Consider the following 14657-nt stretch of genomic DNA (forward strand, 5'->3'; position numbering starts at 1 on the left):
AGAAAGCACGGGTCATCCTTCCTCTTTTACGCTCAGAATCAGCATAGACCCGCGTCCGCCGCCCATGTTTTACTTAATCCGTGATTCCTCCACCCACCGGGCAAAGGAATCCGCCATAGCGATCTCCGCCGGGGAGGCCTGCTCCGGGTTTTCTGCGGCGTCCAGGAAGTACAGCGCGTGCGTACCCCCACCCCCGGAAAACGCCTTGGAGGAGGACTCCAACCCGGCATCACACACAAAATCATCGCGCAGGCAATAATTCACCCGGTGCTGCTCGTCCACCGCGGAAAGGGTGCGCGAGTTCAGCGGGGCAAGCCCCAGCAGTCCTATCCCGTTCTTCGGATCGCCCACCAGCGAGGTATCGCCCCACGCCAACATGGGGTTGCCGATGTATAAGGTTCCCACAAGCCGCCCCTGCAAGGAGCGCTGCATATCCCGCTCCCGCGCGGAAAGCAGGATCGCCCCCTGGGAATATCCAAAGAACACGTACTGGGGCTTACACCCCGATTCCGCCTCATAATCCGCTATCACGTTATCCACGCTCAACGTGCCATTGACCAGCGAATCCGCAAAGCCTCGCACCGCGTTCCAGGCGATCTCATGCGCGGGGGTCTCGCGCAGCAATTGCCCCAGGCGCCGCATGGTTTCCAGCGCGGTCATGTTCTCTCCCACCTCCGCCAGGCGCGGCAGGTGCAGGGAAGCCGGATACACGGAGGCATCGAGGGGAAGCACCTGCACGTCCCGCATGAGCGACTGCCCGGTGCGCTCCCGGTACCGCTGCTCGGAAAATTGGAAGAAGGCCCGGATATTTTCTTCCTCGTAGCCATTGCTCACCCAGGGAGCCTCCGGGCTATAGCGCGTGGGCTCCAGATTCTCATTCTGCTCCGAACCGCGCGCCGCGATCACCGTGACCGCCGGACATTGGGCGTGCGTTGCCCCCGCCTCCGGTACGTTCCGCGTGGCCTGGGCCGCTGCGGGGGCGCTCAACGACGCCGCCGCGACGGCAAGAGACGCCAAGACCACCGCGAGACGGAAGGAATACCTGGATCGAACCATAGCCTTACACCTTTCTAAAAAACTATGGATACCCTACCCCAAAGGGAGGGTTATGACGGCTCAGAACCATTCATCGGCCAACAGTTAAGGTTGATTGCCTTAGAAGCAATCTCCGCAACCCTATGCCCATCAGGATGCTCAACCAGTAAACCCAAGTATCTACACAATTCTTGAGGGTTCGCATTCTGACAACGGTTCCAATACACCACCAAGGACTCAGCGGCCAGGTCGATAGAATGAGGAAGATGCACAAGTGCGAGAATATAGTTCTCGACAAGGCTCTGCACCTTTTCAAAGGTCACATCATCAGGCAATACAGAAACAACTTCCTGGATAAATCTACTTACCCGTTCAGCATTATCCTCTTTCCATTCATAAAGATCGCCTACCCATTCCTCCCCCGAATGTCGTCGAAAACTATCGATAACCGAATCAACGTCTCCTCGATCTAAGGCTTGGATCGCTCCCTCAAAGTCAGAAATATCCATGCGATAAACAATACTCCCACAAGAAATCTCTTTGAGGGGTACTCGTCACATTCCCCTCTCCCCTGCCCCACCCCGCCATATACTCAAACCATGAGACTGCTGATCCGCACGATGGTGGCTCTCCTGGCCACCATCGGCCTCCTCACCGCATGCTCCGCCTCCGACCGCAGCGCCGGTACCAGCACCAATCCCACCACGGAATCTTCGCTCCGCGATCTCCACGGCCGCGTGGTGGTGCTCACCACCGGCGGCACCATCGCCAGCACCGCCGATTCCTCCGGTGCCCTGGTCCCCACCCTCACCGGGGAGCAGTTGCTCGATACCGTGCGCGATCGCTTTGGCCCCAACCTCGATCTCCAGGTGCGTCAGGTGGCGCAGCTGGATTCCTCCGCCATGACATTCCGCGACACAGATACCATTCTCTCCGCCATTCGGGAAGCCATGGGCGATCCTGAGATCACCGGCGTGGTGGTCACCCACGGCACCGACTCCATGGAGGAAACCGCCGTGGCAGCGGATACTTTCCGCCCGGATTCCCGGCCCATCGTGCTCACCGGCGCGATGAAGCCCGCCGATGATCCCCACCCCGATGGGCCCGATAACCTCGCCCAGGCCATTGCCATGGCGGCGGATACAAACACCCCCGAGGGCGCGTTTATTGCCTTTGGTGGTTCCACGTTCCCGGCGCGCGGCACGTATAAGGCCCACACCACCGAGGTAGACGGCTTTGCCAATAATGCCCCTGAGGAAAGCCCACACCCCGCCCCGCTGCGGCTCAGTCCCTTGGAGAGCACCTCCGTGGAGATCATCACCGCCTATCCCGGCGCGCCCCGCGCGCTTATCGACGCCGCCCTGGCCCGTAACGCTCGCGGCCTGGTGATCGAGGGCATGGGCGCGGGAAACGTGGGCGGGGAGATGGCCACCGCCATCGAGAAGGCCCTTGACCAGGGCGTGCCCGTGGTGATGAGCACCCGCGTGCCCACCGGCAGCGTGGAGGCCGCCTACGGCGGTGCCGGTGGCGGAGCCACCCTGCGCGAGCGGGGTGTGATTAGTTCCGGCTATTTCCGCGCGGCGCAGGCGCGGGTGCTGCTCGCGGCGGCGCTGGCCACCGGCACGGACCCGGCCGCGCTCTTTGCCCCTCGCGCTTAGGGCCGTACCTGTCCGGTGCCCTCCAGGATCCACTTGGTGCTGGTGAGTTCCGGCAGGGCCATCGGCCCGCGCGCGTGGAGTTTCTGGGTGGAAATGCCGATCTCCGCACCCATGCCATAGACCTCGCCGTCGGTAAAGGCGGTGGAGGCGTTGATCATCACGGCTGCGGAGTCCACCTCGCGGGCGAAGCGCTGCGCGGTGGCGTGATTGCGGGTGGCAATGGCCTCGGTGTGCCCGGAGGACCACCGGGCGATGTGAGCGATTGCCCCGTCCACGCCGTCTACCACGGCGGCGGCGATGTCCATGCTCAGGTATTCCTCGGCCCAGTCCTCGTCGGTGGCGGGAACCACGCCGTCGAGGTGGGCGGGATCGCCATGCACGGTCACGCCCGCCTCCTGGAAGGCCGCGACGATGCGCTGCTGCGCGGTAGAGGGCAGGGCGGCGTCGATAAGCACCGTCTCAGTGGAGTTGCATACCGAGGGGCGGCGCACCTTGCCGTTGAGGGCCATCTCAATGGCGGAATCGAGATCCGCCTCGGCGTCAATGTAGAAGTGGCAGTTGCCACTGCCCGTCTCGATGGTGGGCACGGTGGCCCCGGTGACCACCGCCTGAATCAGGCGGGCGGAGCCTCGCGGAATCACCACGTCCACCAGACCCCGCGCGGTGATGAGGTCCTGGACGGAATCGTGCGTCTCGCAGGGAAGCAATTGCACCGCCTCCTGTGGGAGGTCGTGCGCCCGCAGCACCTCCTGCAATACCTCCACCAGGGCGGCGTTGGAGTTACGGGCGGACTTGGAGCCGCGCAGCAACGCCACGTTGCCGGATTTGAGCGCCAGCCCAAAGGCATCCACGGTGACATTAGGCCGGGCCTCGTACACCATGCCCATCACGCCCAGGGGCACACGCACCTGGCGCATCTGGATTCCGTTGGGCATGGTGCTGCCGCGCACCACCTCCCCCACGGGATCGGGCAGAGCCGCCACCTGGCGCAATCCCCCGGCGATCCCCTCGATCCGGGCGGTATCCAACCGCAGGCGATCCACCAGGGAATCGTCCATTCCGGCGTCCTGACCAGCCTGAACATCGCGCTCATTGGCCTGAAGTATGTTCTCCGCGTTCTCCACCAGCGCCTGCGCGGCGGCGTGGAGAACCTCGTTCTTCTGCGCGGAGGTCAGCCTGGCGATCTGCGGTGACGCCTCCTTGGCTGCCCGGGCGAGGGCAAGGACCTCGGCGCGTTCTGACTCACGAGTATGAGATTCCATACCCCGCCAGTGTACGCGAGGTCACGCTACTTCTCTTCCGGTTTCTCCTCCCCAGGTTCTTCCGACTCATACGCAACCGAATCTCCCTCGGCGCCACTCCACCGCTGCCGGGTGCTGCGTGCCTTGCGCGCGCGGCGCAGCGAGATCACCCCCACCACCAGGCCCACGAGCAGCGGGAGCCAGATCTTTTCATGCTCCACAATGACCTTGACCCACTCCGGCACCGTGATCGAGGGCAAGGAAATATCGGGCCAGGGTATATCCAGCCACGGGATACTCGGCAGCGAGATACTGGGGAGGGAAATAGAGGGAAGGGAAATATCCGGCATGGGAATCGAGGGCAGGGATACATCCGGGAATAGGCTCAGCAGCCAGGAGATGAGCCGGGAAATCAGCGGGCCAAGCACCAGCACGCCCACGGCCCACCCGGCCTTGCCCATGCCGCCCAGCAGCGGATATACCAGGCGCTTCCACGGGGATTGCTCCATCGCCCGGTAATACTTCTGTGCGCGGGAGCCCTCGGGCGGAATAATATCCACGGTGCCACCGTGGGCGTCCTGCACGTAGATGGACTTCACCCACCCGTCCCAAAAGCCGGTATCCATCACCAAGCGCGGGCGTGAGGGAGTGGTGATATTCAGGGTGTAACTGCCCTCCTCTAGTTTTTCCGCAGCCTTCTTATCCAGGGGAATCTTGCGCTCATCAAGCTGCGCGTACCGCGCCACCACCGCCTCGTCGCGGGTGACCAGCACGGCGGGGGTGCCCTCGCTGATCCCCGCCAGGAAATTGAGCAGGCGGGCCTGTTTTCCCTTGCCCTTCTTCTCCGCCTCGGCGGCTATTTTTCTTGCGGCGGCGGCATTATCGGTGCTGTCCTCCTCGGAGCCGCCCTCGCTGTCTTCACTTTCCTCGTTGTCCTCCGTCGGAAAGCCGGGGTCGATCTCCCGCAGCCGCTCGGCGCGTCCCATGCACACCCGCAGTTGGCCCAGCTCCGGGTGATCTATCTCCCATACCTCCACGTCCTCCGGCATCCGGGGTTCTTCCGTTGGTTCCTCACCCATGCGATTCTCCCCTTCCACCGCTAGTACCCTGCCGCCGGATCGAACTCCGTTTCCATGCGCTCCCCCGCCGCAAACAATTCCGCATTGCGCACGGCCAGAGCACCCAGGCGCTTCTTCATGATCGGAATGGTGTTGGTGGTGTGCGGGGTGATCAGGCAGTTTTCCAGTTCCCACAGCGGGTGCCCATCCGGCAGGGGTTCCGGTTCCATCACGTCCAGTCCTGCGCCCGCGATAGTTCCCGCGCGCAGGGCCGCCACCAGGTCATCGGTGATCACCAGGCCGCCGCGCCCGGCGTTGATGAGGAAGGCCGAATCCCGCATGTGGCCCAGCACATCCGCGTTCATCAGGCCCTGGGTTTCCTCGGTCAGGGGTGCCAGTAGCACCACAAAATCCGCTCGGCCCCACAATTCCGGCTCGCTTTGCAGCCGCTCCATCGGGTACGTTGCCGCCGCCCCCGCCACAGGCCGCCCCGACTTATTCACCGCAATCACCTCGCAGCCAAAGGGCGCCAGCAGCTCCATCAGCCGCCGCCCGATCCCCCCGGCCCCCACGATCATCACGGTCTTATCCTCGTAGAGGAACTGGGATTCATACTGGATCTTCCTGGCCACCTCCCATGAGGCCCGAGCGGTGACCAGTTTGTACATGTGCGCGGCCCCCAGCATAAGCCCCAGGGTTCCCTCCGCCACGGAGTCCGCGTACAGCCCCGCCGCGTTGGCCCAGCGCACCCGCTGGCTCAGGTGGCCCGCCTCGCGCAGGCCGTCCACCCCGGCAATGGCCGTCTGCACGTAGCCCAACCCCTCGGGAAGTTCGGGGAAGTCCTCGGCGCCGCCGTTGAACACCAGGAACTCCGCCCGGTCCAGGGAGGTCTGCTCGTGCCCCGCCTCCTCCAGGGCGGAGACCACGGCGGGCCAGGCCTTGGGCAGCATGGCAAAGCGCATCGTTTTTCTCCTCCTTATTTATCAGCGGTGCGGGTATTAACGGCGCGAGGCAAAGTAGGAAAGATAATCCGTGTGTACCACGGCTCGGCGTTGTTCCTCCGCCAATTCGGAAGTCTTTTTCCCCTTCATTCCCTGCAAGGTCGCAGCGGAATAGGCCACCTCGCCGCGCCCTACTATTTCATCGTCCTCGTCCACGATGTCCACGATCTGCCCGGCCTCAAAGTCACCCAGCACCTCGGTAATTCCCACCGCCAGCAGCGAGGTCCCGCCGGAGCGCACGGCCTGGGCCGCCCCGGCGTCGATACGCAATTTGCCCGCAATATCCGCCGCGTACAGCGCCCAGAACTTCCACGCGGACAGGCGATTGTCCTTGGGGTAAAACACCGTGCCCACATCCGCGGTATCCAGCGCACGGCCTATCGACGCCGCCGAGGCCATCAGCACCGGCACCCCGCCCTGAGAGGCCAGGCGCGCCGCCGAGATCTTCGAGGCCATGCCCCCGGTGCCCACGGCCCCGCCATCGCCTGCGGCCACCCCGCGCAGATCCTCATCGCCGCGCACCTCGGAAATGAACTTGGCGCCCGGCTCCGCCGGGTTGCGGTCATAGAGGCCATCGACATCCGAGAGCAGCACCAGGGCGTCCGCCCAGGCCAGGTGCGCCACCAGGGCGGAGAGGCGATCATTATCGCCGAAGTGGAACTCCGAGGTGGCCACCGTGTCATTCTCATTGATGATCGGCACCGTGCCCATCTGGCGCAGCCGATCAATGGTGCGCTGGGCGTTGCGGGCACGGTCGCGCACCCCCGTATCGCCAGCGGTGAGGAGCACCTGGGCCACCGTCCTGTTGTAACGAGCAAAGGACTTGCCCCATTCGTGCGCCAACTCCACCTGGCCCACGGCCGCCGCCGCCTGCTTGGTGGCCAGATCCGTGGGGCGCTGCTTGAGGCCCAGCGGCCCCATTCCGGCGGCCACCGCACCGGAGGACACCACGATCACATCCGTGCCGCGCTCCATGCGCGCCGTGAGTGCGTCCACGATCTCATCGAGCCGGGACGTGTCCACGGTGTGGGCCTCATTGGTGAGGGAAGAAGACCCGATCTTGACTACGATCCGCTTTGCGTGAGCAAGATATTGTCTCATGCTCACTACATGGTACACACCTGATGGTGGCCCAGCAGCGGGCCAGGAAACCACCGGTGCTAGCCCTGCCAGCGCTCCCGATCCGAGGGGCCCTCGTCCTCATAGTGGTACTCATCAATGAGGCCACGGCGCGCCTGGGAGGCGCGCTTGCGCTCCGCAGCGGAGGCGCGCTGGGAACGGGCCAGGCGCGGATCGGTACCGCGCGCGGTCATCACCATCTCATCACCGGCGGTAGTCAGCGGCTCCCACTCAAAGCTCACCTCACCGATGGTCACGGTGGCCCCCTCCTGGGCACCGGCCTTAAACAGGGCCTCCTCCACCCCGGCCCGCGCCAGGCGGTCAGCCAGATAGCCCACGGCCTCATCGTTGTCAAAGTCCGTCTGGGTGATCCAGCGCTCCGGCTTGCGCCCGCGCACCAGGTAAGCCCCCGGCTCCTCCGGGTCGGGCAGCACCTCGAAGTCCCGGCCGGCCTTAGCATTGCGGCCCCCGGCGTCCACCGCGCGCGGGCGGATAATCGTGTTCTCCTGTTTCTTCTCCTTGGGGCGGCGCTTGCGGTCCTCCTCCACGATCTCCAGCAGGGCGTACTTCAAGGGCTCCAGGCCCCGGCGCGCCACGGCGGAGATGATAAAAACGGGCCAGCCAAAACGTTCCTCCAGCTCCGGTTTAACGAACTCCGCGAGTTCCTCCGCCTCCGGCACATCGGCCTTATTCAGCACGATGATGCGGGGACGCTCGCGCAGGTCACCCAGGCCGGTATCCTGATCCAGCGCGGATTGATAAGCGGCCAGCTCGCTTTCCAGGGCCTCAATATCGGAAACCGGATCACGCCCCGATTCCAGGGTGGCGGTATCCACCACGTGCACCAGCACCGCCGTGCGCTCGATGTGCCGCAAGAAGTCCAGGCCCAGCCCCTTGCCCTCGCTCGCTCCCGGAATCAGGCCGGGAACATCGGCCATCGTAAAGGTCTGGTTGCTCACGTTCACCACCCCGAGGTTGGGCTGCAAGGTGGTAAAGGGGTAATCCCCGATCTTGGGGCGTGCCGCGGAAAGCACCGAGATCAGCGAGGACTTCCCCGCCGAGGGAAAGCCCACCAGGCCCACGTCCGCCACGGACTTCAGCTCCAGGATCAGATCAAGTTCCTCACCCGGCTCCCCCTTCAGTGCAAAGCCGGGGGCCTTACGGTTGCGGCTGGCCAGGGCGGCGTTGCCCAGGCCGCCATACCCGCCGGTGGCGGCGATGAAGCGCGAACCCGGCACCGTGAGATCGGCCAGGGGCTCGCCGGACTCGTCCAACACCACGGTGCCCACCGGCACCTGGAGCACCAGATCCTCCCCGCGTGCGCCGTTGCGATGATCGCCCGCGCCATTGGCCCCGCGCTTGGCCTTGAGATGCGGGTGGAAGTGGAAGTCCAACAGCGTGTGTACCTGGTTGGACACCTCTAACACGATGTCCCCGCCGTGGCCGCCATTGCCGCCATCGGGGCCGCCCAGCGGCTTGAACTTTTCCCGGTGCACCGAGGCCGCACCGTGGCCGCCATCGCCGGCGGAACAATGCAGGACCACGCGGTCAATGAAGCGAGCCATATCAGCAATACCCCTTATATATATGTGCAGTCTAAGCACTCAGAATGGTACCACCCGGATACGTCGGGGCCGTTCGACGCGGTGCGCACTCCTTATGCGTCTTGCTCGAACCTTAACGGAACCTGCCTTGGCCACTTCCCTAAGTAACGTCCCCTGACAATCCCGGCCGTCCCCTTGTCCGCGCCCCACCCCGCCCCTAGCCTGGGGCACGCACTGATCGCTTCCGCTTCAGAAAGGTATTGAACATGAAGAAGATGACGCGCCTCTTTGCCTCCGCCACCGCTGCGGCCGCCCTGACCGGCGGCGCGCTGGCCACCACCGCCATCGCAGCGGAGGGGACGGATACCACTGCCGACGCCGCCGCTGCGACCGAGTCCACCACCGCGACCGTGCAGGAGGCTGCCCAGGAGACCAAGCCCTCCACTGCCACCAAGCCCTCCCCCGAGGAGCAGGCCGATCTGACCGGCAAGCGCCTGGACAACGCCAAGAAGGGCGTGGACACCGCCAAGGGCATCACCGACACCCTCGGTGGTCTGAAGGACCTCGCCTTCGGCGGTGCCGCCGAGGAGGACGAGGAGGCATAAGCCTCGCGTTCCGGCCGATCCCCTCATGGCCCCGGGCCTGTGGTTTTCCCCGCAGGCCCGGGGTTTTGCTTTTCCTCCGCCCATAACCAAACCCCCGCCGCTCCTCTACGAGGAACAACGGGGGTTCGAGGCCAAAGATATTAGGCGGACGCGGCGACCGGTTGCTCGGCCTCCACGATGTTCACCATGCGGCGGTTGCGCTTGATGGAGAACTGCACTGCACCCTCCTTGAGGGCGAAGAGCGTGTCATCGCCGCCACGGCCAACGTTCTCACCGGGGTGGAACTTGGTGCCGCGCTGGCGCACCAGGATCTCACCGGCGTTCACCTTCTGGCCGCCAAAGCGCTTCACGCCGAGGCGCTTGGCATTTGAATCGCGACCGTTACTAGAGCTAGATGCACCCTTCTTGTGTGCCATTGGGTTTTGCCTCCCTCGCTAAAAGCTAAATTACTTGACGCCAGTGACCTTGATGACGGTCAGCTTCTGACGGTGACCCTGACGAACCTTGTAGCCCGTCTTGTTCTTGTACTTCAGAATCTTGATCTTCGGGCCCTTGGTCTGCTCGACGATCTCCGCGGAGACCTTCACACCCTCAAGCTCGGAAGCGGTGGACTTAATATCAGCGCCATCGACGAGCAGAATCGGGGTGAGAGCCACGGACGAACCCGGCTCACCCTCGATCTTCTCGACCTTGACGAGGTCACCTTCGGCAACCTTGTACTGCTTTCCGCCGGTCTTGACGATCGCGTACATCGGAGGGCTACCCCTTATCTGTTATCTCGACTCAGACCCTCACAGGCCTGACATGGACAGGTACTCAATTGCTTCGGAGCGCTGACATCACACAGATAGGTGGAATTCGCCCCAAAACAGCGACTGTCAAAGGTTACCCTGTCACAGCCGCTGAACACAAACCGCCCTTAACCTCGCCGGCGCGTAGCGCGGCGACGCCCACGGCGTCGGGAAGCCACGGAATCGGCAGACTCCGGCTCCCGGCGCACAATCTCCGGCTTGCGACGCACCGCCGCCGAGGCCTCGGCTGCCTCCTTAGCCGCTCCTCGGCGCACCACACGGCGGCGGTGGCGGCGTCGAATAGCGCTTTCCTCCTCCTGCTGCTGCTTGGCGGTGAAATCCTCCGGCTGGGGGCGGTGATCAGAGCGGGAATTGCCGCGCGTGCGGCGCTGGCGGCGCGGGGAGGCCTCGAACTCCGCCACGGCCTGCTCATAGTGCGCGCCGTTGGGCTCGTGCGGATCGAGTTCATCGGCGGTTTCCACCGCCGCCGCGGCGATCTTTTCCACCTCGGACATCTCGCCCGGCTCGGCCACCACCACGGCGGAGGCCAGTTCCTCGATGGAACGCTGCGGCTCCTTCGGCGCGGAACCCCCAGAAACCGCCGACGCTTCGGAAACCGCAGAAACCGGGGACTGCTCCTGAGCGGACTTCTTGGCGCTCTTGCGCTTGCGATCCGCCTCGGCGTACTTCTCTGCCTTCTCCCCCGCGCCGTGCTCCACAGGGTCCTCGTGCACCAGGATTCCGCGCCCCTCGCAGGTGGGACACTCGGTGGAGAACGTTTCCAGCAGGCCGGTGCCCAGGCGCTTGCGGGTGAGCTGCACCAGCCCCAGGGAGGTGACCTCGGAAACCTGGTGACGGGTGCGATCCCGGCCCAGGGCTTCCTTGAGGCGGCGCAACACCAGGTCACGGTTCTCTGGGAGCACCATGTCGATGAAGTCGATCACGATCATGCCGCCCAGATCGCGCAGGCGCAGTTGGCGCACGATCTCCTCGGCGGCCTCAAGGTTATTGCGGGTAACCGTCTCCTCCAGGTTGCCCCCGGAGCCGGTGAAGCGCCCGGTGTTCACGTCAATCACCGTCATCGCCTCGGTGCGATCAATCACCAGGGAACCGCCCGAGGGCAGCCACACCATGCGGGCCAGCGCCTTGTGCAACTGCTCGTCCACGCGGTACGTCTCAAAGGCATCCACGCCGCCATGCTCCGCACGCTCGTAGTACGTGAGGCGATCCTCCAGATCCGGGGCCACCGAATGTACGTAGGCGTGCACCACGTTCCACGCGCGGCGCCCCTCCACCACCAGGGAGCCGAAGTCCTCATTGAAGAGGTCGCGCACCACCTTAACCAGCATGTCCGGCTCCTCGTAGAGGGTCACCGGGGTGGCTCCACGCGATCCCTTCTCCTCCTCGGCCCGAGCCTGAATGTCCTCCCACAGATCGTGGAGGCGGCGGACGTCGGCGGCAATGGCCTCCTCCGAAACACCCTCGGCGGCGGTGCGGATAATCGCGCCGCCCTGGTTGGGCACCACTTCCTTCAGAATGTCCTTGAGGCGCTTGCGCTCCGGGCCGGGAAGTTTGCGCGAGATACCCGCGCTGCGTCCACCGGGCACGTACACCAGGAAACGCCCAGCCAGGGAAATCTGCGTGGTCAGCCGCGCACCCTTGTGCCCCACCGGGTCCTTGGTCACCTGCACCAACACCTGATCGCCCGCGCGCAGCGCCTGCTCGATCTTGCGGGAACGCCCGCCCAGGCCTGCGGCCTTCCAATCCACCTCACCGGCATAGAGCACCCCGTTGCGCCCCTTGCCAATATCAATGAACGCCGCCTCCATCGAGGGCAGCACGTTTTGCACCCGGCCCAGATAGATATTGCCGATCATGGAGGTCTGCTGATCCGAGGTGACAAAGTGCTCCACCAGCAGATCGTCTTCCAGCACGCCCACCTGCGTGACCACGCCGTGATGATCCTGCCGATCGCGCTCGCGCACCACCATCGTGCGCGCCACGGATTCCCGGCGCGCCAGGAACTCCGCCTGGGAGATCACGTGGCGCTTCCGGCGCGCCTCGTCGCTACGCTCGCTGCGCCGACGCCGCTGCGCCTCCAACCGGGTGGAGCCCTTGAGCGCCACCGGCTCCTGAATCTCCTCAGCCTCGGGCTCCTCCGCTTCCTCTTGCGGATCCGGGTCCTGGCTAGCCTCCTGCTCGCCACGTCCACGGCGGGTGCCCCGGCGTCCACGTCGGCGCTTGGTGCTTTCCGACGCCCCCTTCTCCTCCTCCGGCTGGGTTTCTTCCGGTTGCTGGGGTTCCTCCTCGGCCTCGGGTTCCGGTGCTGGCTCCGCCTGGGCGGTGCTCGTGCGCCGGGTCACGCGGCGGTGCCGACGCCGCGAACGTCCTGCGGAGTGCTCTTCCTCCGGCTGTTCTTGTTGCTCTGCTTGTTCTGTCTGTTCCTCGGGAGCCTCTTGCTCCGTATTCGGCTCTTCTTCCGGTTCCGCCTCGGGAGCCCTCTTGGCGGTCTTTTTGGTGGCCCTGCGAGAGCGCTCACGCTTGGCAGCCTTGGGCTTCTCCGGTTCCTCGTCCTCTTGTTTCGGCTCTTGTTCTGGCTCTACCTCGGCCTCTACCGGGGTGTTTTCTTCCTGTTCTTCCTCGGAAACCGGCTGCGCGTCCGCCTCATTTTCCTCGGCCGCGCGCTCCTTCTCCTGAGCCACCTCAGCCTGAGCCACCTGCTCAGAAAGGTCCTTTTCTACCTTCTCCTCAATCTGGTGGATCTCATTGGCCACGTTCTTTTCCACGCGGTGCCGGATCTTTTCCTCCGATTCCGCAGGCTGCTCGGCGTCCTTGTCCTTGTTGTCCTTGTCCTTCTTGGCCCTCTTGCTCGGCTTGCCCTCCGGCTCAGCCTTTGCGGTGGACTCGGCGGGCCGCTCCGCCTTGTCCTTGCGCTTATCCCCCGTATCCGCCGCACCGGCCAGGTGATCCAGCAGCGCAGTGACTTCCTCCGGGCTCAACGTGGACTGCGCCACCTTGTTCCACCCCAGGCCCTTCAGCGCCCCCACCAGTTCCTTGGAGGTTCCCCCCATCATCTTCGCCAGGGCGTGCACCCTGGTCTTTGCCCCGAGCTGACTGCGATCAAAGCCCTTGGCCGATTCCGCCAGTGTGGACTCGGCGGCCTTCTTCTTCCGGCTTTCTGCCACGTTTATTCACTCCTTGAAGTTATAAGTCTCCCCGGGCGCTGAGCCCCCCCTCCTCGTTCTCATTGAAACGAAAGGTCAGGGACATACCGCCGCCACACGGGGTTGGTAAGCATTCTCCCCCATCTTTGCATACCCTGAGTGCTATGACACTCACACGCGCTTTCGACCGTCTCGCCCTCCCGTGGTCGCTCTCGATCCTTCTCGGAGTAGGAATGGGCATTGGTAGTTTTCTCAGCATCATAGACCAAGAATTCTGGGCGTTAATCCTCTACGCCATCATCCTCATCTATTTTGTGTTGTCCACCAGCCGCTTGCCTATTAACTCCTCGGATAATTGGGATCACCGAGAAATATATTCTAGTGACAAGTCGTGGCTTCCATTAGCTGTCATACTAGTCTGGTCGTCTATCTCAACCTGGCTTGGCAGCAGCATCATGATCGGTCTGATCGCTGCGCTTTTTGTTTCCATCTTTTTCACCCTCCTCAATCGTTACTCCCACCGCCTTGTGGCCCACAACGGCCGTAAGCACGCCCGCGAGGTATTAGAAAAGGAAATAGAGGTCAGCGAGGAACAGATCAAGGCCTCCCAGCAGCACCGCGAACTCCTATCCACGCTCTACACCCTCGGCGCGGTAGAGGGTGTCCGGGTACGCACCCGCCTGGTAGCCCATGCTTTAAATACCAACGCCACGATGGTCCTACGCACCGCCCGGGAGCCCCAGGCTGCGGGGCTGCTCTATACCAGCGCCGTGGACGCCGGAAACGATGAGGAAAAGATTTTCATGGCGCTCACCGCCGAGGGGGTTCACGCCCTTTCCCGCGCCACCCAGGCCACGCCCCAGCGTGCCTAACCTCCTGCCCCTGCACAATGCCACGGTAGGGCAGGGCGTCGATAAGCAAAAGAAAAGCCGGAGCACACGCCCCGGCTTTTCTCCTACCCCTTTACAGGTTGGGGAACCAAATGCCGATCTCGCGCTCGGCGGACTCGGGGGAATCGGAACCGTGCACCACGTTCTCCGCCACGGAAAGGCCAAAGTCACCGCGAATGGTGCCGGGGGTGGCCTTGGAAACCGGGTCGGTGCCGCCGGCGAGCTGGCGCCATGCCTCGATGGCACGCTCGCCCTCCACCACGCCCGCGATCAGCGGCGCGGAGGTGATGAAGTCCACCAGTTCCCCAAAGAAGGGCTTGTCCTGGTGCTCGGCGTAGTGCTTCTCGGCGGTCTCGCGGTCAGCCACGCGCAGGTCAAGGGCGGTGAACTTCAGGCCCTTGGCCTCAATGCGGGAGAGAATGTTGCCCACCACGCCGCGAGCCACGCCGTCCGGCTTAATCAGAATCAAAGTGCGTTCAGTCATGCCCGTTACTGTACCGGACTCCTATCCCCCGAGCAGGCCCCGCCCCACACCCTCATTCGGGGGCAGG

14 protein-coding genes are annotated in these 14657 nt (G+C 64.1%); 3 read left to right on the plus strand and 11 right to left on the minus strand.

Annotation, left to right across the window (positions count from 1 at the left end; all coding sequences use genetic code 11):
* Positions 1-69: 69 nt before the first annotated feature.
* Together OLW90_RS08400 and OLW90_RS08405 are read right to left on the minus strand one after the other, a co-directional pair.
* Positions 70-1056, minus strand: a complete 987-nt coding sequence (locus OLW90_RS08400; protein ID WP_319649647.1) for a hypothetical protein — start codon at positions 1054-1056, stop codon at positions 70-72.
* A gap of 50 nt (positions 1057-1106) precedes the next feature.
* Positions 1107-1544, minus strand: a complete 438-nt coding sequence (locus OLW90_RS08405) for a hypothetical protein (RefSeq protein ID WP_319649648.1) — start codon at positions 1542-1544, stop codon at positions 1107-1109.
* A 90-nt stretch (positions 1545-1634) separates the two neighbouring features.
* Here OLW90_RS08405 and OLW90_RS08410 point away from each other — a divergent pair, with 90 nt between their 5' ends.
* Positions 1635-2693 (plus strand): asparaginase, encoded by a 1059-nt coding sequence (locus OLW90_RS08410; RefSeq protein WP_319649649.1) that lies wholly within the window; start codon positions 1635-1637, stop codon positions 2691-2693.
* On the opposite strand, the gene OLW90_RS08415 is transcribed toward OLW90_RS08410, so the two are convergent.
* The 5 genes from OLW90_RS08415 to obgE are packed head-to-tail and all read right to left on the minus strand — an operon-like array spanning position 2690 to position 8677.
* Positions 2690-3955 (minus strand): glutamate-5-semialdehyde dehydrogenase, encoded by a 1266-nt coding sequence (locus OLW90_RS08415; RefSeq protein ID WP_319649650.1) that lies wholly within the window; start codon positions 3953-3955, stop codon positions 2690-2692. The two genes, OLW90_RS08410 and OLW90_RS08415, sit on opposite strands and share 4 nt — an antisense overlap.
* 26 nt (positions 3956-3981) lie before the next feature.
* Complete coding sequence (locus tag OLW90_RS08420; protein ID WP_319649651.1) at positions 3982-5013, minus strand: hypothetical protein; 1032 nt, start codon at positions 5011-5013, stop codon at positions 3982-3984.
* A gap of 20 nt (positions 5014-5033) precedes the next feature.
* On the minus strand, positions 5034-5954 hold the full coding sequence (locus OLW90_RS08425) for a D-isomer specific 2-hydroxyacid dehydrogenase family protein (RefSeq protein WP_319649652.1): 921 nt from the start codon (positions 5952-5954) through the stop codon (positions 5034-5036).
* A 36-nt stretch (positions 5955-5990) separates the two neighbouring features.
* On the minus strand, positions 5991-7094 hold the full coding sequence (gene proB, locus OLW90_RS08430) for a glutamate 5-kinase (RefSeq protein WP_319649653.1): 1104 nt from the start codon (positions 7092-7094) through the stop codon (positions 5991-5993).
* 59 nt (positions 7095-7153) lie between these two features.
* The gene (gene obgE, locus OLW90_RS08435; protein ID WP_319649654.1) at positions 7154-8677 is read right to left on the minus strand and encodes a GTPase ObgE; all 1524 of its coding nucleotides are present in this window, start codon (positions 8675-8677) and stop codon (positions 7154-7156) included.
* Between the two features lie 245 nt (positions 8678-8922).
* Here obgE and OLW90_RS08440 point away from each other — a divergent pair, with 245 nt between their 5' ends.
* Entirely contained in the window at positions 8923-9261 is a 339-nt protein-coding gene (locus OLW90_RS08440) for a hypothetical protein (RefSeq protein ID WP_319649655.1), read from the plus strand.
* A 140-nt stretch (positions 9262-9401) separates the two neighbouring features.
* On the opposite strand, the gene rpmA is transcribed toward OLW90_RS08440, so the two are convergent.
* From rpmA to OLW90_RS08455, 3 genes are all read right to left on the minus strand, one after another.
* Entirely contained in the window at positions 9402-9677 is a 276-nt protein-coding gene (rpmA, locus tag OLW90_RS08445) for a 50S ribosomal protein L27 (protein ID WP_319649656.1), read from the minus strand.
* A gap of 30 nt (positions 9678-9707) precedes the next feature.
* Positions 9708-10013 carry a 50S ribosomal protein L21 gene (gene rplU, locus OLW90_RS08450; RefSeq protein ID WP_319649657.1) on the minus strand — a complete coding sequence of 102 codons (306 nt, stop codon included), beginning with the start codon at positions 10011-10013 and terminating at the stop codon, positions 9708-9710.
* Between the two features lie 167 nt (positions 10014-10180).
* Positions 10181-13237 (minus strand): translation initiation factor IF-2 N-terminal domain-containing protein, encoded by a 3057-nt coding sequence (locus tag OLW90_RS08455; RefSeq protein ID WP_413464463.1) that lies wholly within the window; start codon positions 13235-13237, stop codon positions 10181-10183.
* Between the two features lie 434 nt (positions 13238-13671).
* Here OLW90_RS08455 and OLW90_RS08460 point away from each other — a divergent pair, with 434 nt between their 5' ends.
* Positions 13672-14088 (plus strand): hypothetical protein, encoded by a 417-nt coding sequence (locus OLW90_RS08460; protein WP_319649658.1) that lies wholly within the window; start codon positions 13672-13674, stop codon positions 14086-14088.
* A gap of 91 nt (positions 14089-14179) precedes the next feature.
* On the opposite strand, the gene ndk is transcribed toward OLW90_RS08460, so the two are convergent.
* The gene (gene ndk, locus OLW90_RS08465; protein ID WP_055121424.1) at positions 14180-14590 is read right to left on the minus strand and encodes a nucleoside-diphosphate kinase; all 411 of its coding nucleotides are present in this window, start codon (positions 14588-14590) and stop codon (positions 14180-14182) included.
* Between the last annotated feature and the right edge of the window lie 67 nt (positions 14591-14657).

Source organism: Corynebacterium sp. 21KM1197 (genome assembly GCF_033783015.1).
Taxonomy (GTDB): Bacteria; Actinomycetota; Actinomycetes; order Mycobacteriales; family Mycobacteriaceae; genus Corynebacterium.

Excerpts from the sequence above, each read along its gene's own strand:
- OLW90_RS08400 (WP_319649647.1), bottom strand. The coding sequence starts at position 1,056 with ATGGTTCGATCCAGGTATTCCTTCCGTCTCGCGGTGGTCTTGGCGTCT.
- OLW90_RS08405 (WP_319649648.1), bottom strand. The coding sequence starts at position 1,544 with ATGGATATTTCTGACTTTGAGGGAGCGATCCAAGCCTTAGATCGAGGA.
- OLW90_RS08410 (WP_319649649.1), top strand. The coding sequence starts at position 1,635 with ATGAGACTGCTGATCCGCACGATGGTGGCTCTCCTGGCCACCATCGGC.
- OLW90_RS08415 (WP_319649650.1), bottom strand. The coding sequence starts at position 3,955 with ATGGAATCTCATACTCGTGAGTCAGAACGCGCCGAGGTCCTTGCCCTC.
- OLW90_RS08420 (WP_319649651.1), bottom strand. The coding sequence starts at position 5,013 with ATGGGTGAGGAACCAACGGAAGAACCCCGGATGCCGGAGGACGTGGAG.
- OLW90_RS08425 (WP_319649652.1), bottom strand. The coding sequence starts at position 5,954 with ATGCGCTTTGCCATGCTGCCCAAGGCCTGGCCCGCCGTGGTCTCCGCC.
- proB (WP_319649653.1), bottom strand. The coding sequence starts at position 7,094 with ATGAGACAATATCTTGCTCACGCAAAGCGGATCGTAGTCAAGATCGGG.
- obgE (WP_319649654.1), bottom strand. The coding sequence starts at position 8,677 with ATGGCTCGCTTCATTGACCGCGTGGTCCTGCATTGTTCCGCCGGCGAT.
- OLW90_RS08440 (WP_319649655.1), top strand. The coding sequence starts at position 8,923 with ATGAAGAAGATGACGCGCCTCTTTGCCTCCGCCACCGCTGCGGCCGCC.
- rpmA (WP_319649656.1), bottom strand. The coding sequence starts at position 9,677 with ATGGCACACAAGAAGGGTGCATCTAGCTCTAGTAACGGTCGCGATTCA.
- rplU (WP_319649657.1), bottom strand. The coding sequence starts at position 10,013 with ATGTACGCGATCGTCAAGACCGGCGGAAAGCAGTACAAGGTTGCCGAA.
- OLW90_RS08460 (WP_319649658.1), top strand. The coding sequence starts at position 13,672 with ATGATCGGTCTGATCGCTGCGCTTTTTGTTTCCATCTTTTTCACCCTC.
- ndk (WP_055121424.1), bottom strand. The coding sequence starts at position 14,590 with ATGACTGAACGCACTTTGATTCTGATTAAGCCGGACGGCGTGGCTCGC.